Source organism: Micromonospora sp. NBC_00421, from assembly GCF_036017915.1.
In the GTDB taxonomy this organism is placed as follows: Bacteria; Actinomycetota; Actinomycetes; order Mycobacteriales; family Micromonosporaceae; genus Micromonospora.
On record NZ_CP107929.1, the window covers coordinates 5,223,898 to 5,243,222 of the forward strand.

Below are 19,325 nucleotides of genomic sequence, written 5' to 3' on the forward strand. Positions count from 1 at the left end.
GACGGCGATGAAGACGATCGTGTACGAGCGCACCGGCGACCCGTCGGTGCTGCAACTGGTCGACCGGCCGGCGCCCGAGCCGGGGCCGGGTGAGGTGCTGGTCCGGGTGGCGGTGGCCGGGGTGAACCCGACCGACTGGAAGGCGCGGCGGCAGTGGCCGTTGCCGGCCGGCTGGCAGACCCCGGGGCAGGACGGCGCGGGGGTGGTGGAGGCGGTCGGCGCGGGGGTCGACCAGGCGCTGACAGGTGAGCGGGTGTGGATCTGGGAGGCGGCCTGGCAGCGCCCCTGGGGCACCGCCGCCGAGTACACGGTGGCGCCGGTCCGGCAGGTGGTGCCGCTCGGGGACGCCTCGTTCGACCTCGGCGCCTGCCTGGGCATTCCGTTCCTCACCGCGCACCGCTGCCTGACCGCCGGGGAGTACATGCCGGACACGCTGCACGCCGGGGCGCTGAGCGATCACGTGGTGCTGGTGCAGGGCGGAGCGGGCGCGGTCGGCAACGCGGCGATCCAGTTGGCCCGCTGGGGCGACGCCTGTGTCATCGCGACGGTGAGCAGCCCGGAGAAGGCCCAGCTCGCGGCGGCGGCCGGGGCGTCCTTCGTGATCGACTACCGGGAACAGGACGTGGTCGAGGAGGTCCGCAAGATCGCACCCGACGGGGTGCACACGATCGTCGAGGTCTCCGCCGCCCGCAACGCGGCAGCCGACGTACACCTGCTGCGTCCCGGCGGGGCGGTCTGCGTCTACGCCGACGACGGCGGCGACGAGCTGACCCTGCCGATCCGGCCGCTGATGGCGCCGAACGCCCGCTGGCAGTTCGTGCTTGTCTACACGGAGCCCAAGGCGGCCAAGGCGCAGGCGGTGACCGACGTGGCGGCGGCGGTCGCCCAGGGGGCGGTACGGGTGGGCGAGAAGGCCGGCCTGCCGCTGCACCGCTATCCGCTGGCGCAGACCACCGCCGCCCACCAGGCAGTGGAGGACTCGGTGGTGGGGAAGGTCCTGATCGACACCGCCGGGCAGTAGTTCCGAGGACATTTCGCAATCAGCCGGACAGAGGCGAGCAAGTTTCGCAACAATGACATTGCGGGTCGCCCGCATGGAAAGGGCGGCCCCGGCGCGGTGCGAACGCCGGGGCCGCCCCTGGGGAGGGATGTTTCAGGAGTGACGTCCCTACCCCATCGGCGACGGGTCGCCGAAAAGTGTTACGGCCCCGCCAGCTCCCGCACCTCCAGGTCACCGGCGGCGTACCGCGAACGCACCACCTTCTTGTCGAACTTGCCGACGCTGGTCTTGGGCACCGCGTCGATGACCGCCCAACGCTCCGGCACCTGCCAGTGCGCCACCGCGCCGGCGAGGAACGCGCGCAGCTGCTCCACCCCTGTCGACGCACCCTCGCGGACCACCACGGTGGCGAGCGGACGCTCACCCCAGCGCTGGTCCGGCACCCCCACCACACAGGCCTCCTGCACGTCCGGGTGGGCCATCAACGCGTTCTCCAGCTCCACCGAGGAGATCCACTCCCCACCCGACTTGATCACGTCCTTGGCCCGGTCGGTGAGGGAGAGGAAGCCGTCCGGCGAGAGCATGCCGACATCCCCGGTGCGCAGCCAGCCGTCGTGGAACTTCTCCGGGTCGGGGGCGTCCTCGCCGACGTACCGGGCGGTCACCCACGGGCCGCGCACCTCCAGCTCGCCCACGGACGTCCCGTCGGCGGGCAGCGGTTCGCCCAGCGGGCCGACGATCCGGGCCGCCACCCCGGCCGGAATCCGGCCCTGGGTGTAGCGGTACCGCCAGGCCTCGTCGCCTGTCGCGCCGGCCGGGGCCCGGGACACCGAACCCAGCGGGGACATCTCGGTCATCCCCCAGGCGTGGATCACCTCGATGCCGTGCCGCTCGGCGAACGCGTGCATCAGCGCGGGCGGGCAGGCCGAACCGCCGACGATCACCTCCTTGAGCGAGGAGGTGTCGACGTCGTTGGCATCCAGGTGGGCCAGCAGGTCGGTCCAGATGGTCGGCACCGCACCGGCCAGGGTGGGCCGCTCGGCGGCGATCATCTCGGCGATCGGCGCGGCCTGGAGGAACCGGTCCGGCATGATCAGCGACGCGCCGGAGAGGAACGCCGCGTACGGCAGCCCCCAGGACATCGCGTGGAACATCGGCACGATGGCCAGCTCCCGGTCGCCCGGCCCGAGCCCGAACCCCTCCGGCAGGCACACCTGCAACGAGTGCAGATAGATCGACCGGTGCGAGTAGGCGACGCCCTTGGGGTTGCCGGTGGTGCCGGAGGTGTAGCAGAGCGCGGCGGCGTCCCGCTCGTCCAGCTCCGGCCAGTCGAAGTGCTCGGGGCGGCCGGCCAGCAGGGCGTCCCAGTGGTGGAAGGTGACCCGGTCACCGGCGACCGCCCGCAGCGGCGCGGGGTCACCCCCGCCGACCACCACCACGTGCCGCACGGTGGTCAGCTCGCCGAGCACCCGGGCCAGCAGCGGGATCAGCGTCGAGTCGACGAGCACCACCCGGTCCTGCGCGTGGTTGGCGATGTAGGCGACCTGGTCGGGAAAGAGCCGCAGGTTGAGCGTGTGCAGCACCGCCCCCATGCTCGGCACCGCGAAGTACGCCACCAGGTGCTCGTTGTTGTTCCACATGAAGGTGGCGACCCGCTCGTCGCCGGACACCCCGCACTCGTCGCGCAGCGCGTGGGCCAGCCGGGCCGCCGCCCGCCCCACCTCGGCGTACGACATCCGGCGCGGCTCGGCCCCGGTCCAGGTGACCACCTCGGCCGCGCCGTGCACCGTCGCACCGTGTTCGAGGATCCGGGAGACCTGGAGCGGGGCGTCCATCATCGTGCTGCGCATGGGTGACAAGCTAGTGTCGCCGGTCACACGTTGGGAACCCCCGGAACGCCGGAACACCCCGGGGATGCTGCGTAGATTGTCCGGGTGAGTATCTCCTGGGCCGACTCGTACGTGGGACAGCTACGCGCCCTGGCCGGCGACCGCACACTGATGTTCGTCGGTGCCCGTGCCGTGGTACGCGACAACGCCGGCCGGGTGCTGCTGATCCGCCGCTCGGACAACGGCCAGTGGGCGCTGCCGGCGGGCGCGATGGAACTCGGCGAGTCGATAGCCGACTGCGCGGTCCGCGAGGTCCGCGAGGAGACCGGGCTACGCGCCCTGCGGGTCAGCGCCTTCGCCCTCTACACCGGCCCGGACCGCACCCACACCAACATGTACGGCCACACCTACCAGATCTTCACCACCGCGTTCCGGGTCGACGACTGGGACGGCGAACTCACCCGCGTCACCGACGAGACCACCGACGCCGCCTTCCTGCACCCGCACGAGTTCCCCGCCCCGCTCTCCCTCTCGGTCCCGGAAACCCTCGCCGACCTCTCCGTCTTCGACCAGACCAACCGCCTAATCCTCAAATAACCCACCCCCACCCCACCAGCCCACCACCCGCCGCCCCACCCACCGCCCGCCCCACCGCCCGTCCCACCGCCCCACCCGCCGCCCGCCGCCCGCCCCGGTGATCAAGAGGTTTGCGTCACCGGGCACGCGATTTCTGACCTAAACCTCTTGATCACCGGGGCGGGACGGGGCAGGGCGGGGCAGGGCGAGGCGGGGCGGGGCGGGGCGGGGCGAGGCGGGGCAGGGCGGGGCAGGGCGGGGCGGGGCAGGGCGGCAGAGGGTTGGGGTGGTTGGGTCAGAGCATGGTTTGGGATTTGGCGTTGAGGTCGGCGGCGGCTTCTTCCTTGGACTCCTTGGTCAGGGGCTTGCCGCCGGGGGCGGGGGCCTTGCCGCCGAGCGGGTCGGCGCCGCCGGCGGCGCCCTGCGGGCCGGCGCCCCGGAGCTGGTCGTTCGGCAGGGCCAGGGTGACCAGCACGGCGACCAGGGCGACCAGGCCGGTGGTCAGGAAGACCAGGTGCAGCGACTCGACGAAGGACGCCTGGATGGCCGCCCGGACCGGGCCGGGCAGGGCCAGGATCGTCGCCGGGTCGTTGATCGAGATGTTAGTGCCGCTGCCCGCCACCGCCGCCCGCTGCTCGGCCGGGAGTTGGGCGATCGCGCCGGGCAGCCGGTCGGCGAGCCCGCTGGCGAGCCGCGAGGAGAGCACCGCGCCCAGGATGGCCACCCCGAACGAGCCACCCAGCGACCGGAAGAACGTCGCCGAGGAGGTCGCCGCGCCCAGGTTCCGGACGTCCACCGCGTTCTGCACGCCGAGGATCAGCGACTGCATGCACAGGCCCAGCCCGACGCCGATCACCACCATGTAGCCGAACGCCGCCCAGAGCGAGCTGTCCACCTGGAGCCGGGTGAACAGCAGCATGCCGACGACCAGCACCACCGAACCGGCCACCGGGAACCACTTGTACCGGCCGATCCGGCTCATCGCCCGGCCGGTGACGATCGAGGTGACGATGATGCCGGCCATCATCGGCAGCATCAGCAGGCCGCTGCGGGTGGGCGAGGCGCCCTTGACGATCTGCAGGTAGAGCGGGATGAAGATGATCGACCCGAACATCACCAGACCGAGTACGAAGCCGGCCGCGTTGGCCAGGGCGAACGTGGCCGACCGGAACAGCCCCAACGGCAGGATCGGCTCGGCGACCCGGGCCTCCTGGAACAGGAACGCCACCCCGAGCACCGCGCCGGCCACGAACAGCCCGATGATCGTCGCGGAGCCCCAGGGGTAGGAGTTGCCGCCCCAGCTCAGCGCCAGCAGCAGCGCGCTCACCCCGGCTACCAGCAGCCCGGCACCCAGCCAATCGACTGTGTGGTCCCGCCGCTCGAACGGGATCAACCGCAGCACGTGGTAACAGACCACGATCGCCAGGATCGCCAGCGGCACGTTCAGATAGAAGATCCACCGCCAGTTGGTCTCGGCGAAGTAGCCACCGACCAGCGGCCCGGCCACCGAGGAGACCCCGAAGACCGCGCCGAACAACCCCTGGTAACGGCCGCGTTCCCGGGGCGAGACCACGTCCGAGATGATGGTGAACGCCAGCGTCATCAGGCCGCCCGCGCCGATGCCCTGCACCCCCCGGGTGACGATCAGCTGGGTCATGTCCTGCGACAACCCGGCCAGCAGCGAGCCGAGCAGGAACGTGCCGATCGAGAAGAGGAAGACCGGCCGGCGGCCGTACAGGTCGGCCATCTTGCCGTACAGCGGGGTGGAGGCGGTGGAGGCGAGCAGGTAGGCGGTGACCACCCACGAGTAGTGGTCGATCCCGCCCAGCTCGCCGACGATGGTGGGCAACGCCGTACCCACGATGGTCTGGTCCAACGCGGCCAGCAGCATGCCGGTCATCAGGCCGAACATCAACAGGCGCAGCTGGCGGGCCCGGAGCACCGGGCGGCCGTGGGTCTGGGCGGTCATCCCGCCTTCTTTCCCGGTTCTCCCCGAACATGCCTGCCCGCCGGGAAAAACCGCGAGCGGTTCCGTCCCGGGGCGCGATGATCAGGCAGGTCGCGTCGCGTCGGCACCCACCGGGGGACCCCGGTGGGTGCCGACACCCGCCGGGGGATCAGGCGCCGGCGGCGAACCGGTCGACGATCGCCGCGCAGAAGGCCGGAAGGTCGTCGGGGTTGCGGCTGCTGACCAGGCCGCCGTCGGTCACCACCTGCTCGTCCACCCAGGTCGCGCCGGCGTTGGTGAGGTCGGTACGCAGGCTCGGCCAGCTCGTGATCCGGCGACCGGACACCACGCCCGCCTCGATCAACGTCCACGGCCCGTGGCAGATCACCCCGACCGGCTTGCCGGCCGCGAAGAACGCCTTGACGAACCGGACCGCGTCCGGGTCGGTGCGCAGGAAGTCCGGGTTGGCCACTCCGCCGGGCAGCACCAGCGCGTCGTAGCCGTCGGCGTCCGCGTCGGCCGCCGTCACGTCCACGTCGTACGTCTTGCTCTGGTCAAGGTGGTTGAACGCCTGGATGCTGCCGGGCTTGAGCGACACCAGTTCGGCGGTCGCCCCGGCGTTCTCGACCGCCTCGCGCGGCTGGACGTACTCGACCTCCTCCACCCCGTCGGAGGCGAGGAAGGCGATCCGCTTGCCCTGCAATGTGTTCGTTGCCATGTCGATTTCTCCTCTCCGGTTACCTCTGGTCGGTTCCCGGGGCCGATGGCCCGAAACGTGACGCCCCTCGCCCGGTCGCCGAGCGGGCAGGCCACCCGCGCCACCCACGCCACCGCCCCACCGCCCCACCGCCCCGCCGCCCCGCCGCCCCCGACCCGACCCGGCCCGGCCCGCCCCCGACCCGGCCCGGCCCGCCTGCGAGCAGGTTTGAGCAGGTCAGGCCGGGGGACGCCGGTGGGCATGGCAGGAGCAGCAGCGGAACAGCGCCGGCTCGCCACCGTCGTGGAGAGCTGGCGGGAACGGCCCGTCCTCGTCGTCGGCGACGCCATGCTCGACGAGTGGCGGTTCGCCGAGTCGGAGCGGCTGTGCCGGGAGGCGCCCGCGCCGATTCTCACCCTTCGTCGACGGATCACCGCCGCCGGTGGGGCCGCGAACACCGCAGTCAACGTCGCCACCCTCGGCGGTCGGGCCCTGCTCGTCGCCCCGGTCGGCGCGGACGTGGCCGGCGACGAACTGCACGACTGCCTGGACCGGGCCGGAGTCTGGGACCGTACCGTCGGCGAGCCGCACCGGCCGACCCCGGTGAAGCGCCGGATGCTGGCGGGCAACCAGATCCTGCTCCGGGAGGACTCCGGCGACCCGGACGAACCACTCGACGACGACGGCGTCGCCCGGCTGCTCACCGCCCTGGGCTGCGCCACCGAGGAGCTGCGGGCGGCGGCCGGTGGGGCCGCGCCCACCCTGGTGGTCTGCGACTACGGCCTGGGCGCACTGCCCACGCCGGTGCGCGCCTGGCTGGTCGCCCACCGGCACCGGTACGCCACAGTCGCCCTGGACGCCCACGACCTGGCCGACTGGCGGGGGTTGAACCCGACTGTGGTCACCCCCAGCTTCGCCGAGGCGACCCGGCTGCTGGCCAGGGCCGCCGCCGGCTTCGGCACTCCGCCCGCCCCGACCCGTACCGGCAGCACCGGCCTGCACCTGGACCACCCACCGAACGACCCGGCGGACGGGCCGTCGGAGCTGGTCGTCGGCACCGCCCCGGGCGGGGTCGGCCAGGCCCCGGTCGGCCCGACCGGTGAACCGACCCCAGGCGAGGGCCGGGTCGCGATGACCGGCGACGGGCTGAGCGTGACCGGGGCCGGGGTGACCGTCAACGCCACCGTCGGCGAGGGCGTCGACCGGGCCGAGCTGGCCCAGGCGCGGCTGGCCGAGTTGCGTGCGCACACCGGCGCGGACGTGGTGGCGGTGACCCTGGACACCGAGGGCGCCATCGTCGGCGGCGCGGACGGGGCGCCCCGGCGCAGCCACAGCACCCCTGTCCCGGCCAGTCACGCCGTCGGCGCGGGGGACGCCTACCTGGCGGCGATGACCCTCGCGCTGGCCGCCGAGGCGTCGCTGCCGACCGCCGCCCAACTGGCCCAACTGGCCGCCACCATCACCGTCTCCGACACCGGCACCTGTGTATGCCGCCGGGAGGACCTGCTCGACGCGCTCGGCGACACACCCGACGGCACCGCCCACCCGACGCTTGTCGGCACCGGCGAGCTGGACGCCATCGTCGCCGACCACCGACGGGCCGGCCGGTCGGTGGTCTTCACCAACGGCTGCTTCGACGTGCTGCACCCCGGTCACGTGCGTTACCTGGAACAGGCCCGGGCCCTCGGCGACCTGCTGGTGGTCGCGGTCAACTCCGACTCCAGCGTCCGCCGGCTCAAGGGACCCGACCGGCCGGTCAACCCGGTCGAGGACCGGATCACCCTGCTCGCCGCGCTGTCCTGCGTGGACCACGTGGTGGTCTTCGAGGACGACTCTCCGGTCGACCTGATCGAGGCGGTCCGACCCGACGTGTACGTCAAGGGCGGCGACTACCCGCCGGAGATGGTCCCGGAGGCCCCGTTGGTACGCCGGCTCGGCGGTCAGGTGCGCACCCTCGGCTACGTGCCGGACCGGTCCACCTCGGCGATCATCGATCGGATCCGCGCCCAGACCACCGGCCCCGCCGCCACCCGGACCACCACCACCGCCGCGCCGGCCGACCGGGTCGAGGCGACGCGCGGTGCCGCCGATCCCCCGGCGGCACCCGACCCGGGTACGACGACGGCGCACCCGACCCCGACCGCGCAGAGCTCGGGTAGGCCCCGGTGAACCGACCGCTCGACCCCGGCACGACCGGGGAGTTCCGCCGACCCCGCCGGCTCGACGTGCTGATCCCCACCCGCAACCGGCCGGCCGAGCTGGCGGTCACCCTGGCCGGGCTGGCCGCCCAGGCCGGGGTGCCCGACTTCGGGGTGGTGGTCAGCGACCAGTCCGACGGCGACCCGGCATACGCGCACCCGGCGGTGGCCACCATGGTCCGGGCGTTACGCCACCAGGGGCACCCGGTGCTGCTCACCCGCCGGCTGCCCCGACGCGGGCTGGCCGAACACCGGGCGTACCTGCTGGACCGGTCGGTGGCCCGGTACGTGCTCTGCCTCGACGACGACGTCTGGCTGGAACCGGGCACCCTAAGCCGGCTGGTGACCGCGATCGGGGAGCTGGGCTGCGGGTTCGTCGGCAACGCGGTGCACGGCCTGTCCTACGTCGACGACGTCCGCCCCGAGACGCACGGGCACTACGAGGAGTGGGACGGGCCGGTCGTCCCGGAACTGGTCCGCCCGGACACCCCGCAGTGGGACCGGGCGGCCATCCACCCGGCCGCGAACCTGCTGCACGTACAGCGGAAGCTGGACCTGCCGCCAGGAGCGTGGCGGGCGTACAAGGTCTCCTGGATCGGCGGGTGTGTGCTCTACGACCGGGCGGCGCTTGTCGATTCGGGCGGCTTCGAGTTCTGGCGGCGGGTGCCGGCGGACCACCAGGGCGAGGACGTCGCCGCCCAGCTCGCCGTGCTGGCCCGGTACGGCGGCGCGGGCGTGCTGCCCAGCGGCGCGTACCACCTGGAGTCGCCGACCACTGTCACCGAGCGTGCCGTCGAGGCGTGGGAGGTAGTCGCCGCCGACACCCCCCAGCCGGCCTGAGCCGCGCCAGCCCGCTGCCGGGCGGGCCGTCCACCGGGACGGTGCGCTCGACCGTCAGCCGGTGCCGGCAGCGCCCGGCCCGGGGCGGAGCAGGTCGGTGGCGGCTTCCAGCACCTCCGCCACCGGCACGTCGGCGACGAACGAGTCCCGGTGCGGGCAGTTGCCGTCGCCGGGTCGGTGCGGATAGATCCCCGGCGTGCAGTCGACCCCGCAGACCGGGCAGTGCGTCGTCCAGGCGGCGATCGGCCGGTGCCGGGCGCGCAGCGGCGTCGCCCCGTTGATCATGTTGCCGACCCAGTAGACGCCCACCGTCGGGGTGCCCACCGCCCCGGCCAGGTGCAACGGGCCGGTGTCGTTGGAGACCACCAGACCGCAGCCGGCGTACGCGGCGGCCAGCCCGCCGAGGCCGAGCGTGCCGACCTGCGGCCGGACCGGCACCCCGGCCGCCGCGACCACCTCGTCCACCACCTCCCGCTCGGCGGGGGTGCCGGTGACCAGCACCTCGTACCCGTCGCCGTGCAGGGCCCTGGCCACCTCGGCGAACCGGCGCGCCGGCCAGCGCCGCCGGGTGTCGCTCGCCCCGGGGTGCAGCGCCACCCGGGGCCGCGCCGGCTCGCCCAGCACTGCCCGCGCCTGCGCCCGGTCCGCGTCGGTCACCGCAAGCGTCGGTACGACGGTGACGGCGGCCGCCCCGACCAGGGCCACCACCTCCAGGTAGCGGATCACCTCGGGCTGGTAGTAGACGTAGCGGAGCCAGCGGTCCAGCGGTGGGGCGTCCTCGGCGCGCAGCCCGGCGGTGACCCGGGCCCCCAGCCTGCTCATGATCGGGTTCGAGTTGGCCCCGCCCCCGTGCATCTGCAATGCCAGGTCGTAGCCCTCCCGGGCGGCGTCGGCGAGGAAGTCGTCGAGCGACCCCGTTGTCTCGTCGGGGCCGGGCTCGCGGATGCCGGGGGCCGGCGGGACGACGAGCACCCGGTCGACCGGGCCGGGCCGGCCCTGCCACAGCGCCGCGTGCCAGGGCGCCCCGAACAGCACGATCTCCGCCGTCGGGTAGGCCGCCCGCAGCGACTCCAGGGCGGGCAGCAGGAAGACGAGGTCGCCGAGCGCGTTGGCCCGCAGCACCGCGATCCGGGCCACGTCGGGCACCCGCTCACCCACCGGTCCGCCCAGGGCGGGGCTGGCCACCGGTCGGCTCAGGACCGGGCTCACCACCGGGCCGCCCGGGATCGGGCTCACCACGGACTCGGTCGGGGTCGGGCTCACCACCGGGCCACCTACGGCTGGTCGAGGGGGTCGACGGTGGTGCCGGGGTGGTGCAGCTCCCGGTCGGCCGCCGGGTCCACGCCGCTGGGCGTACCGCTGCGGGTCGGGCCGGGCGGGTAGCCGGTGCGGCCGACGGTGATGGTGCGGGGCGTGGGCCGGGCCGCCCGGGGCAGGTGGACCCGGAGCAGGCCGTGGTCCATCACCGCGTCGATGGCCCCGGGGTCCACCCGGGACGGCAGGTCCACCCGGTACTCGAAGCCACGGGTCTCGACACCGCCGGGAATGCCCTGGTCGGCGTTGACCTCGGCCTCCGACCGGGCCCGGACGCAGAGCTCCCGGTCGGCCAACTCGACGGCGACCTCCTCCGGTGCCACCCCGGGCAGCCGGACGACCACCTCCCAGCCGTCGGCGACCTCGGTCAACTCGACGTCCGGCGAGGCGCCCCGGCCACCGACCAGACGGCTCAACTCGGCACGCAACGACTGGAGCTCGCCCATCGGGTCCCAGCCCTGCTGGCGGCTGCGCCACCCCCGGCCCGGCTGATCGGTCATCGCACCTCTCCCACCGGTCGGCGGGCCGCAACGGGCCGCAGTGAGCTGGGGGCGTCCAGGCCGGCATCCCGGTCGACCCCGACGCCCAGCCGGTCGACAAGTTCCCCACCGAGCCAGGCGCTGATGCCGAGAATCGCCACGCCGACCACCTCGATGGCGATCAGCGCGCCGCCGGCCGCCCGGGAGTCGGCGTTCAACCGGACCGCCCAGACGGCGGCGAAGAGCAGGATCACCGCGACGTTCGCCGCCGCGTGGGTCAGCGCCACCCGCTTGGCCCGGGTGCCGGACGGGATGGCCAGCAGGTCGAACGCGCCGGCCGCCGCGGCCAACAGGCCACCGACCAGACCGACGGTGATGTTCCAGTACGCCACCTCGGCGAGGAAGTCGGGGCCGCCGACGGTGTCCACGACGTCGAAGAGGGTGCCGGTGACAAGCAGCGCGACCGGGAACATCACAAGCATCGGGTGTACCGGGTGCCCGAGCACCTTCAGTCGGCTCTCCATGACGGCCCTCCACTGCTTCGTCCGGGGGCAGGGTGAGCCGCACCCGCCGTCGCCGGGGGCAAACCCGCTCGCCACGCCCGCCTAGGCTGACGGACGGCGGTCGGTGTGCCACCGTCCGCCACCGGGACCAACGGACGGGGGAGGCGGACGTGACGGTGGAGATCACCTCGCACGAGGAGTTACGCGCCCTGCTGGGGGCGCCGATGCCCCGGGCAGCGGTCAAGGAACGTGCCGTGCTGCACGAGCGGGACCGGCAGTGGTTGGCCGCCTCGCCGTTCTGCCTGGTCGCCACGGCCGGTGCGGACGGTAGCTGCGACGTGTCCCCCAAGGGCGACCCGGCCGGCTTCGCGCTGGTGCTGGACGACCGGACGATCGCCATCCCGGAGCGGCCGGGCAACCGGCGGGCCGACGGCTACCGCAACATCCTCGACAACCCGCACGTCGGGCTGATCTTCCTGATCCCGGGCCGGACCGACACCCTGCGCATCAACGGCCGGGCGAAGCTGGTCCGCGACGCGCCCTACTTCGACGACATGCTGGTCCAGGGGCACCGGCCGGTGCTCGCCGTCGAGGTGGTCGTCGCGCAGGTCTTCTACCACTGCGCGAAGGCGTTCCTCCGCTCCGAGCTGTGGCGACCGGAGACCTGGCAGCCGGACGTGCTGCCGTCCCGGGCCCGGCTGATCAAGGAGGTGGAGGCACCACCGGAGAGCCTGACCGACCTGGAGCACTACTACGGCCCGGCGTACGCGGACAAGCTCTACCGGGGCTGACCGCCGGGGCGGCCCGGCCCGGTCGGCGGGTCAGCGGTCCCAGGGCGGCGGTACGCGGACCGAGGCCATGCCCGCCGCCGTCGCCGCCGCGACACCCAGGTCGGTGTCCTCGAAGACCAGGCAGTGCTCCGGCGGTACGTCGAGCAGCCGGGCCGCCATCAGGTAGCACTCCGGGTCCGGCTTGGCCCGCGCGTAGTCCTCGGCGCAGACCAGCACGTCGAACCGGTCGAGCAGGCCGAGCGCGGTGAGCGAGGCGGTCACCGACTCGCGGGTGCTGCCGGAGACCACGGCGAACGGCACCTGCCGGTGCGCCTGCTCGATGTGCGCCAGCACCCCGGGTACGGCGGTGAGCTGCGGCAGGAAACTCTGGTAGGCGTCCTCCCGGCGACGGGCCACCACGTCGACCGGCATGGCCAGCCCGTGCCGCGCGTTGAGGTCGACGACGATGTCGGCCACCGGGCGGCCACCCCAGGCGTAGAAGAGGTCCTCGGGCAGGTCGCAGCCCCACTCGTCGAGCGCCGCCCGCCAGGCCAGATGGTGCACCGGCATGGAGTCGACGATGGTGCCGTCGCAGTCGAACAGGTAGGCCCGGAAGTCACCGGGCGGCAGGGGCAGCACCGGCCCAGGATAGCCACGCTCGCCGGTCCCCGGGTGTGGTGGTCAGCGGCCGAGGAGGTCGTCGAGTTCGTCGTCGAACAGCAGGCCGGGATCGAACCCCATCCCGGTGAAGTGGCCGGCGAACTCCAGCGACAGGATGCCGTGCACCCGCGTCCAGAAGGCCAGCGCCTGGCGCAGCGCCGCGGCCGGCACCGTCGGGTCCGCGACCCAGTCGCGATGCTCGTCGAGATGGGCCTCGAACCGTCGCCCTGAGGGCACGACGTCGCGCCGACGGTACGCATCGACCACCGTCGCCATGATCTCGGCCGAGATGGCGGTGGTGTCGTCGGGGGCACGAGGTCGTCATCGTCGTCCTCGGCATCGCCCTCGCGGTCGCCTACCACGCCCTGCGCAGCCGCCGCAGCGTCCGGTAGCCGACGAGAGGCGAGAGGCCCTGGTCGGGGTGGGCGACCGGCAGCTCGCCGTAACGGGAAACCCGGCGACACCGATCCGCCGTTCCGGAATGCTGCCGCCATGACCATCACCCGCGCCAACCCCGAAGGCCTGCACTCCACCCCGGGGTACCACCACGTCACAGTCGTTCCGGCCGGGCGTACCGCCCACCTCGCCGGACAGTGTCCGCTGGATGCCGACGGCACCCTGGTAGGGGCCGACGACGTCGACGCCCAGGTCGACCAGATCGCCAGGAACGCACTGGCCGCCCTCCGATCGGTGGGTGCCGGCCCGGAGCACGTCGTCCGTACCGTGATCTACGTGGTCAGCACCGATCAGGCCGTACTCGCCCAGGTCTGGCGACGCCTGCTGGCCTCGCCCCTCGCCGCCGCGTTCACGACCGCCAGCACCCTTCTCGGGGTGGCACAACTCGGCTTCACCGGGCAACTGGTCGAGGTGGACGTGACCGCGGCCCTTCCCGAGGTGCCCTGACGCACACCGCCGGCACCGCTGGTGGCGTGGCCTCGGAAACGGCGAAGCCCAGGCCGGTGACCTGGGCTTCGCTACCGATTCAGGAGGTGCAGAACGGTGCCGGCCGGGTGAGGCCAAGCTCCTTGCACTCCCATCCGGTGCCCTGTTCGTAGTACCGCCAACCTGTATCGATCGTGTAGTGGAACAGGTAGCGGACGTTGCCGCCGGCCGGGCGCTTCACGTCGGCTGCCGCCCAGGTCTCCGCGCACTGCACGGTGGTGGACGCGAACGACCAGTCCTGCGGCAGTTCGACCAGGTCCCCGAGGGTCTGGATCGATGGACAGTCGGGTGTTTCGGGACCGGTGGTGCCGGGGGCGGCCGCGGGTGGCGCCGACAGGTCGGACCGGTGGCTCACGGCGAAGGCGACGGTGCCGCCGATGGCGAACACCGCCGCTGCGGCTGCGGCACCGGTGGCGAGAGTCGCCCGCCGTTGCGACTGCCGCGACTTACGCAGGGACCGCTCGTACAGGTCGGCGCTGCCGCCGTACTCGCTCAGATCGGACATGGCCTGACGCAGCGGCCCGAGGTCGTCGGTCATCAGGCCTCCTCCATCACGGCCGAGAGCAGCTCCGGCGCTATCTGCCGCATACGGGCCAGCGCCTTGCTGGTCTGACTCTTGATCGTGCCGACCGAACACTGCAACAGAATCGCGGCCTCGGCCTCGCTGCGGTCCTCGAAGAAGCGGATCACCAGCACCGCGCGCTGCCGCTGGGTGAGTTGGGCGAGAGCCTGGTGCAGGGCGAGCTTGAGATCGGTACGGCGGGCGTGGTCACTGCCGGGCTGCGCCACGTCGGCCAACTCCCCGGGCAGGGACTCGGCCACCCTGCGACGCCGCCACCAGCTCACATGCTGGTGGTACATCGCAGTACGGGTGTACGCCTCGAAGTGCCCCGGATCGTCCAGCCGCCGCCGGCCCCGATGGGTGCGGGCCAGCGCGTCCTGCACCAGGTCCTCGGCGAGGTGGCGGTCGCCGGTCAGCAGGAACGCCGTCCGGAGCAACGCCGGCGAGCGGGTCCGGACGAACTCCCGGAACTGATCGTCGATCGACTCCGCCATACCCCGCTCGTGCCCCCCACCTAACGCACAGGTCGTCAGGGCGCGGCGACGTCGGTGCGCGGCCGGCTGACTGTGGTGCACACCGTAACTGGTGTGCACCACAGTGCGCGACCGCGGTCGATCCGACCGGTCAGGAGATACAGAACGGCGCCGGCTCGGTCAGGCCGAGGTCCTTGCAGTCGTATCCGCTGCCCTCGCCGTAGTACTTCCAGCCCGTACCGGCCGTGTAGTGGAACAGGTAGACGCCGTCACCGGCCTTCGGGCCCTGCGGGTCGGCTCCCGCCCAGTCCTTCACACACTCGACACCGCCGAAGGTCATGCCCTTCGGCAGCTCGACCAGGGATTCCAGCGCCTTCGCCGAAGGACACTTGGGACTCGTGGTCGCCGGCTTCGTCGCCGCCGGCTTCGTCGCAGGCTTCGTCGCCGTGGTCGCCGGGTCCGAGACGCAGAACGGCGCCGGCTCGGTCAGGCCGAGCTCCTTGCACTCTTGTCCGCTGCCCTCGCCGTAGTACTTCCAGCCCGTCCCCGCCGTGTAGTGGAACAGGTAGACGCCGTCACCGACGCCCGGACCCTGCGGGTCGGCCCCCGCCCAGTCCTTCACACACTCGACACCGCCGAAGGTCACGCCCTTCGGCAGCTCGACCAGCTTCTGCAGGTTGGTCCCCGAGGGACAGTCGGCACTGTTGACATCCCCGGGTGCCTGGGTGGTCGCCGTGGGCGTGGCACCGGGGGCGCCTGCGGTGGAGCCGGAACTGGGTGCCTCCGTGGCGTTGCAGGCGGTAAGTGCGAACAGAACGGCGGCAGCGGGCAGCAGCAGACGACGTGCAGACATTTCCGGACCCCTATGGATCGTGGCGATCGTTGCTTACACCCGGGTACATGCGATCCACCGCCCGCAGGTTGCCGCCGGCCGGAACTTTTCTCGAATCTCTCGGCGACCGTGCGCCACGAGCCCACCGCACGGAGGCTTCCACCCCGGCGTCAGACGACGGCGGGCAGGACAGGCGGGCGCTCGTCGGTCAGCAGATCGGGCAGCGCGGAACTCACAGCAACAGCACCTTGGACCGCCCGGCCCGCGACCGTCGCGGTTATGTACAGATTTACTCACTTTCATCCGTTTGATGTAGATAATCTACGGGCGAAGTGTTTAGGGCGTGTTGGCCGGTCAGGCGGTTACCGACGTCCCGCCCCCGGTCGGTCCTTCGACCATCAACGGGGACCTGGGGGTTGGCCGGGCCGGCCTGGGGGTGGCCACTCCCAACGGTCTGACCGGGGCCTGCGGTGGCGGCACGATCTCGGCGACCGCCGGTGGCGGGAGCATCAGTCTGACCGGAGCGACATCGCCGGCTGGCGGGAATTGCACCCTCTCGGTGAACGTCACCGGCACCACAAGCGGAACGAAGGTCAACACCAGCGGCCCGGTGGACTCGACCGAGAGCGGCCCGGGTGCCCCGCCTCGGCAAGACTCATGGTCGGTAAAGGCATCCTGCCCGTCACCGGAAGCGCCAGCGCGAGCTACGCCGCCGTCGCCCTGACCATGATCGGCCTCGGTGCGGTGCCGGTCGCAATGCACTACCGGTCGGTCCGGCGTCGGCGCCACGCAGCCTAGCCTCGTCCACCTCAAGGGCAAGGGCTTCTTCCGGAAGACCGACGCCTGCCTCAAATGAACTATCCCGCTCACATTCTTGTGGGGGACAGGGGGCGATTCACAACTGCATCGATGAAAATGAGGCCCTGACCAGCGCTGGCGCTGGTCAGGGCCTCCCTCTGAGCCGCCTGACGGAATCGAACCGTCGACCTACGCCTACCGAACGTCACGAGCCAGAGCTTGCTACTGATCGTCGGCGTCCATCACCGACCTGCACAGACACGATCGCAAGCTCATCAACGCCGGTCACCGATAGCTGTCCATAAGCAGCGGTTTTCGGGGGGTGAGCGGGGGCACCGCTGACCCCTTGCCGGACAGGCACGACCCCGGCCGGTTCAGGCGATCTTGCGGCGGTAGGCAGCCATCGCAAACGCGTAGGCGATGACCAGGATTCCGGCGCACCAGGCGAGTGCGATCCAGATGTCGTTGCCAACGGGCTGTTGCTCGAACAGTGCTCGGATGGCGTTGACGATCGCGGTGACCGGCTGGTTCTCGGCAAAGGCTCGCACTGGGCCGGGCATCGTCTCGGTGGGGACGAACGCCGAACTGATGAACGGCAGAAAGATGAGTGGATACGAGAAGGCGGACGCCCCGTCCGGGGTGGATGCGGTCAAGCCGGGGATCACTGCGAGCCAGGTCAGGGCGAGGGTGAACAGCGTGAGCATGCCCGCCACGGCGAGCCAGGCCAGCAGCCCGGCGGAGGAGCGGAAGCCGATCACCAGCCCGACTCCGATGATGACCACCACGGAGATGCCGTTGGACACCAGAGAGGTCAGCACATGGCCCCACAGCACCGATGACCGGACGATCGGCATCGAGTGGAACCGTTCGAAGATGCCGCTCTTCATGTCCGTGAACAGCCGGAATCCCGTGTATGAGATGCCGCTGGCGATCGCGATCAGCAGGATGCCCGGCATCAGATAGTTGACGTAGTTGTCGGTGTCGGCCTGGATCGCGCCGCCGAAGACGTATCGGAACAACAGCAGGAACGCGATGGGCATGATCGTCACCGTGATGATGGTGTCGAGGCTACGGGTCACGTGCTTGATCGAGCGGTCGAGCATCACGCCGGTGTCACTGAGGACGTGAGTGGTCATGATCAGGCCTGCTTTCCGACGACGGCGAGGAACACTTCCTCGAGGGTGGGCTGCCGTTCCACGTACTCGACCTTGGCTGGCGGCAGCAGTTTCCGCAGGTCGGCCAGGGTGCCGGAGACGATGATCGTGCCCCCGTGCAGGATCGCGATCCGGTCGGCGAGCTTCTCCGCCTCTTCCAGGTATTGCGTGGTCAACAGCACCGTCGTCCCATCGCCGGCGAGCTTCTGGATCTCGTTCCATACCTCGATGCGGCCCTCCGGATCGAGGCCGGTGGTCGGCTCGTCGAGGAAGATGACCGGAGGGTCACCGATGAGGCTCATCGCGATATCGAGCCGGCGGCGCATGCCTCCCGAGTACGTCCCGACGCGGCGCCCGCCGGCGTCGGCCAGCCCGAACCGGTCGAGCAGTTCATCAGCGATCTGGCGGGGGTTGCCGACCCGGCGCAGCCGGCCAACCATGACCAGGTTCTCGCGGCCGGTGAGGATCTCGTCGACGGCGGCGAACTGCCCGGTCAGGCTGATCGATTCGCGCACCCGCACCGGCTCGGACCCGACATCGAACCCCTGGACGCTTGCCGTGCCGCCGTCCGGCTTGAGCAGGGTGGACAGGATGCGCACGACAGTGGTCTTGCCTGCGCCGTTCGAGCCGAGCAGCGCGAAGATGCTGCCGCGCGCCACTTCGAAATCGACGCCCTTGAGGACGGGTAGTTCCTTGTAGGACTTGCGCAATCCGTTGACCCGAATCGCCGGGCTGGCTGTTGCCATGTGCCGCCTCCTGTGCTTGGGCATGGGTCATCGCCGGCGGTCGCCGTTGGCTCCGTCCGTGATGTGGGGACGTGTGTGATCGACGGGCGAGCCGACGCTCGTCCGTGGTTGGTCAGGCGCGGATCAGATGTCGAGGTCCTCGATCGTCGGTTCGTGAACGGCGTCGAGAACCAGCTTGTAGAGCTCGGACGGGACGATCTCGCGCAGCGCGTCGAGGTCGTCGGCGATGCGCAGGCTGGAGTCGGCGGGAATGCGTGTCCAGGATTGGTTGGCGCTCCAGTCGCCGACCCAGGCGCGCCAGCCAGTGCGGTACTTCTCGGCGTTCGGCCCGATGTTCACATGCGCCTCGGACCGCTCGAGGTGGGCGACGTACTTTCCGCTGCGGGTGCGGTAGACCTGGTAGGTCTCGTCGCGCTCGTTGCCGGTCCGCTCCATCTCGGCCAGCAGCACGCCGGAGAACCGCTGTTTGCGGCCGAGCCCCGGCCCGACGCGCACGACGACATCGTCGTACCCCTGCTGCCGGCCCTCCTCGACCTCGACGTAGCGGCGCAGCGCGGCGGCGATGGCCGCCGACAGGGTGCCGCCGGCAAGCTCCTGGGCGCGCTGAAAGAGCGGCAGGTCGTCGTCGGACACGTAGATGGTCTTGTTGGGCACGACCTGACTACACGTACGCCTATACGTACACGCGACGCCGGCGCTATCGGGTCACGGACTCCTGATAGACGTCGGCATAAGTGCGCGAGTCCTTGATCAGGTCATCGCAGAAGGCGGCGACGTCGGCGCCCGTGACTTCCAGAACGCCCTTGCCGGCCACGACGCCCTCCTCGAAGAAGTCGACGATCCCAGGGAGCAGACCCTCGTCGAGCAGATCGGTCGGCCCGACCTTGAACAGGTAGCGCTGCATCTCCTCGTAGACGATCCGATAGTCGGGCGGGAGAGCCTTGACCCGAGCGACGTGCGCCCGCCACTGCTTCTTGCCCTCGATGATGTCCTGGATGCTCACG

Annotated in this window: 21 protein-coding genes and 1 pseudogene; 7 read left to right on the forward strand and 15 right to left on the reverse strand. The window is 71.7% G+C overall.

Going from position 1 to position 19,325, the window contains the following annotated elements; all coding sequences use genetic code 11:
* The first annotated feature begins 7 nt into the window (after positions 1–7).
* Positions 8–1,021: an NADPH:quinone reductase gene (locus OHQ87_RS22100; protein ID WP_328340722.1), complete on the forward strand. Its 1,014-nt coding sequence runs from the start codon at positions 8–10 to the stop codon at positions 1,019–1,021.
* Positions 1,022–1,200: 179 nt separating this feature from the next.
* Here the strand turns inward: OHQ87_RS22100 and OHQ87_RS22105 are convergent, their stop codons facing one another.
* Complete coding sequence (locus OHQ87_RS22105; RefSeq protein WP_328340724.1) at positions 1,201–2,850, reverse strand: fatty acid--CoA ligase; 1,650 nt, start codon at positions 2,848–2,850, stop codon at positions 1,201–1,203.
* Between the two features lie 84 nt (positions 2,851–2,934).
* On the opposite strand from OHQ87_RS22105, the gene OHQ87_RS22110 reads away from it, so the two are divergent.
* A complete protein-coding gene (locus OHQ87_RS22110) occupies positions 2,935–3,426 on the forward strand; it encodes an NUDIX domain-containing protein (protein WP_328340726.1) in 492 nt (163 codons plus the stop codon).
* A gap of 274 nt (positions 3,427–3,700) precedes the next feature.
* Here OHQ87_RS22110 and OHQ87_RS22115 read toward each other — a convergent pair whose 3' ends face one another.
* Positions 3,701–5,374 carry an MDR family MFS transporter gene (locus OHQ87_RS22115; protein WP_328340728.1) on the reverse strand — a complete coding sequence of 558 codons (1,674 nt, stop codon included), beginning with the start codon at positions 5,372–5,374 and terminating at the stop codon, positions 3,701–3,703.
* A 148-nt stretch (positions 5,375–5,522) separates the two neighbouring features.
* Complete coding sequence (locus tag OHQ87_RS22120) at positions 5,523–6,071, reverse strand: type 1 glutamine amidotransferase domain-containing protein (protein WP_328340730.1); 549 nt, start codon at positions 6,069–6,071, stop codon at positions 5,523–5,525.
* Between the two features lie 240 nt (positions 6,072–6,311).
* Between OHQ87_RS22120 and rfaE2 the strand changes: the two genes are divergently transcribed.
* Together rfaE2 and OHQ87_RS22130 are read left to right on the forward strand one after the other, a co-directional pair.
* A complete protein-coding gene (gene rfaE2 / locus OHQ87_RS22125) occupies positions 6,312–8,219 on the forward strand; it encodes a D-glycero-beta-D-manno-heptose 1-phosphate adenylyltransferase (protein WP_328340732.1) in 1,908 nt (635 codons plus the stop codon).
* Positions 8,216–9,088 (forward strand): glycosyltransferase family 2 protein, encoded by an 873-nt coding sequence (locus tag OHQ87_RS22130; protein ID WP_328340734.1) that lies wholly within the window; start codon positions 8,216–8,218, stop codon positions 9,086–9,088. Before rfaE2 ends, OHQ87_RS22130 begins: the two co-directional genes overlap by 4 nt.
* A gap of 54 nt (positions 9,089–9,142) precedes the next feature.
* Here the strand turns inward: OHQ87_RS22130 and OHQ87_RS22135 are convergent, their stop codons facing one another.
* The 3 genes from OHQ87_RS22135 to OHQ87_RS22145 all read right to left on the reverse strand — a co-directional run bounded on the left by OHQ87_RS22135 (position 9,143) and on the right by OHQ87_RS22145 (position 11,405).
* The gene (locus OHQ87_RS22135; protein ID WP_442930850.1) at positions 9,143–10,300 is read right to left on the reverse strand and encodes a glycosyltransferase family 9 protein; all 1,158 of its coding nucleotides are present in this window, start codon (positions 10,298–10,300) and stop codon (positions 9,143–9,145) included.
* Positions 10,301–10,362: 62 nt separating this feature from the next.
* Positions 10,363–10,902, reverse strand: a complete 540-nt coding sequence (locus tag OHQ87_RS22140) for an Hsp20/alpha crystallin family protein (protein WP_328340736.1) — start codon at positions 10,900–10,902, stop codon at positions 10,363–10,365.
* The gene (locus OHQ87_RS22145) at positions 10,899–11,405 is read right to left on the reverse strand and encodes a DUF2231 domain-containing protein (protein WP_328340738.1); all 507 of its coding nucleotides are present in this window, start codon (positions 11,403–11,405) and stop codon (positions 10,899–10,901) included. The genes OHQ87_RS22140 and OHQ87_RS22145 overlap by 4 nt, the downstream gene beginning before the upstream one ends.
* Before the next feature lie 149 nt (positions 11,406–11,554).
* Here OHQ87_RS22145 and OHQ87_RS22150 point away from each other — a divergent pair, with 149 nt between their 5' ends.
* Complete coding sequence (locus OHQ87_RS22150; RefSeq protein WP_328340740.1) at positions 11,555–12,175, forward strand: pyridoxamine 5'-phosphate oxidase family protein; 621 nt, start codon at positions 11,555–11,557, stop codon at positions 12,173–12,175.
* Between the two features lie 30 nt (positions 12,176–12,205).
* Here the strand turns inward: OHQ87_RS22150 and OHQ87_RS22155 are convergent, their stop codons facing one another.
* Positions 12,206–12,793, reverse strand: a complete 588-nt coding sequence (locus OHQ87_RS22155) for an HAD family hydrolase (protein WP_328340742.1) — start codon at positions 12,791–12,793, stop codon at positions 12,206–12,208.
* 42 nt (positions 12,794–12,835) lie between these two features.
* Positions 12,836–13,117 (reverse strand): annotated as a pseudogene (locus tag OHQ87_RS22160) (TetR-like C-terminal domain-containing protein); the annotation flags it as partial.
* A 189-nt stretch (positions 13,118–13,306) separates the two neighbouring features.
* Between OHQ87_RS22160 and OHQ87_RS22165 the strand changes: the two are divergent.
* Entirely contained in the window at positions 13,307–13,717 is a 411-nt protein-coding gene (locus OHQ87_RS22165; protein WP_328340744.1) for a RidA family protein, read from the forward strand.
* A gap of 79 nt (positions 13,718–13,796) precedes the next feature.
* Here the strand turns inward: OHQ87_RS22165 and OHQ87_RS22170 are convergent, their stop codons facing one another.
* The 3 genes from OHQ87_RS22170 to OHQ87_RS22180 all read right to left on the reverse strand — a co-directional run bounded on the left by OHQ87_RS22170 (position 13,797) and on the right by OHQ87_RS22180 (position 15,644).
* Positions 13,797–14,294 carry a hypothetical protein gene (locus tag OHQ87_RS22170; protein WP_328340746.1) on the reverse strand — a complete coding sequence of 166 codons (498 nt, stop codon included), beginning with the start codon at positions 14,292–14,294 and terminating at the stop codon, positions 13,797–13,799.
* Positions 14,294–14,812, reverse strand: coding sequence for a SigE family RNA polymerase sigma factor (locus tag OHQ87_RS22175; RefSeq protein ID WP_328340748.1), 519 nt, complete (start codon positions 14,810–14,812; stop codon positions 14,294–14,296). The genes OHQ87_RS22170 and OHQ87_RS22175 overlap by 1 nt, the downstream gene beginning before the upstream one ends.
* A gap of 130 nt (positions 14,813–14,942) precedes the next feature.
* Positions 14,943–15,644, reverse strand: a complete 702-nt coding sequence (locus OHQ87_RS22180) for an SPOR domain-containing protein (protein ID WP_328340749.1) — start codon at positions 15,642–15,644, stop codon at positions 14,943–14,945.
* A gap of 415 nt (positions 15,645–16,059) precedes the next feature.
* Here OHQ87_RS22180 and OHQ87_RS31450 point away from each other — a divergent pair, with 415 nt between their 5' ends.
* Positions 16,060–16,347 carry a DUF7933 domain-containing protein gene (locus OHQ87_RS31450; protein ID WP_442930851.1) on the forward strand — a complete coding sequence of 96 codons (288 nt, stop codon included), beginning with the start codon at positions 16,060–16,062 and terminating at the stop codon, positions 16,345–16,347.
* A gap of 448 nt (positions 16,348–16,795) precedes the next feature.
* Here OHQ87_RS31450 and OHQ87_RS22185 read toward each other — a convergent pair whose 3' ends face one another.
* The 4 genes from OHQ87_RS22185 to OHQ87_RS22200 all read right to left on the reverse strand — a co-directional run bounded on the left by OHQ87_RS22185 (position 16,796) and on the right by OHQ87_RS22200 (position 19,324).
* Complete coding sequence (locus OHQ87_RS22185; RefSeq protein ID WP_328340751.1) at positions 16,796–17,557, reverse strand: ABC transporter permease; 762 nt, start codon at positions 17,555–17,557, stop codon at positions 16,796–16,798.
* A gap of 2 nt (positions 17,558–17,559) precedes the next feature.
* The gene (locus OHQ87_RS22190) at positions 17,560–18,321 is read right to left on the reverse strand and encodes an ABC transporter ATP-binding protein (RefSeq protein WP_328340753.1); all 762 of its coding nucleotides are present in this window, start codon (positions 18,319–18,321) and stop codon (positions 17,560–17,562) included.
* A gap of 123 nt (positions 18,322–18,444) precedes the next feature.
* Positions 18,445–18,975, reverse strand: coding sequence for an EXLDI protein (locus OHQ87_RS22195; protein ID WP_328340755.1), 531 nt, complete (start codon positions 18,973–18,975; stop codon positions 18,445–18,447).
* A gap of 43 nt (positions 18,976–19,018) precedes the next feature.
* Positions 19,019–19,324, reverse strand: coding sequence for a DUF1048 domain-containing protein (locus OHQ87_RS22200; RefSeq protein WP_328340757.1), 306 nt, complete (start codon positions 19,322–19,324; stop codon positions 19,019–19,021).
* Position 19,325 lies beyond the last annotated feature (1 nt).

Bases quoted from the DNA above. Each gene is read 5' to 3' on its own strand.
- OHQ87_RS22115 (WP_328340728.1), bottom strand. From the start codon at position 5,374: ATGACCGCCCAGACCCACGGCCGCCCGGTGCTCCGGGCCCGCCAGCTG.
- rfaE2 (WP_328340732.1), top strand. From the start codon at position 6,312: ATGGCAGGAGCAGCAGCGGAACAGCGCCGGCTCGCCACCGTCGTGGAG.
- OHQ87_RS22100 (WP_328340722.1), top strand. From the start codon at position 8: ATGAAGACGATCGTGTACGAGCGCACCGGCGACCCGTCGGTGCTGCAA.
- OHQ87_RS22145 (WP_328340738.1), bottom strand. From the start codon at position 11,405: ATGGAGAGCCGACTGAAGGTGCTCGGGCACCCGGTACACCCGATGCTT.
- OHQ87_RS22105 (WP_328340724.1), bottom strand. From the start codon at position 2,850: ATGCGCAGCACGATGATGGACGCCCCGCTCCAGGTCTCCCGGATCCTC.
- OHQ87_RS22170 (WP_328340746.1), bottom strand. From the start codon at position 14,294: ATGACCGACGACCTCGGGCCGCTGCGTCAGGCCATGTCCGATCTGAGC.
- OHQ87_RS22140 (WP_328340736.1), bottom strand. From the start codon at position 10,902: ATGACCGATCAGCCGGGCCGGGGGTGGCGCAGCCGCCAGCAGGGCTGG.
- OHQ87_RS22165 (WP_328340744.1), top strand. From the start codon at position 13,307: ATGACCATCACCCGCGCCAACCCCGAAGGCCTGCACTCCACCCCGGGG.
- OHQ87_RS22120 (WP_328340730.1), bottom strand. From the start codon at position 6,071: ATGGCAACGAACACATTGCAGGGCAAGCGGATCGCCTTCCTCGCCTCC.
- OHQ87_RS22180 (WP_328340749.1), bottom strand. From the start codon at position 15,644: ATGTCTGCACGTCGTCTGCTGCTGCCCGCTGCCGCCGTTCTGTTCGCA.
- OHQ87_RS22190 (WP_328340753.1), bottom strand. From the start codon at position 18,321: ATGGCAACAGCCAGCCCGGCGATTCGGGTCAACGGATTGCGCAAGTCC.
- OHQ87_RS22185 (WP_328340751.1), bottom strand. From the start codon at position 17,557: ATGACCACTCACGTCCTCAGTGACACCGGCGTGATGCTCGACCGCTCG.
- OHQ87_RS22175 (WP_328340748.1), bottom strand. From the start codon at position 14,812: ATGGCGGAGTCGATCGACGATCAGTTCCGGGAGTTCGTCCGGACCCGC.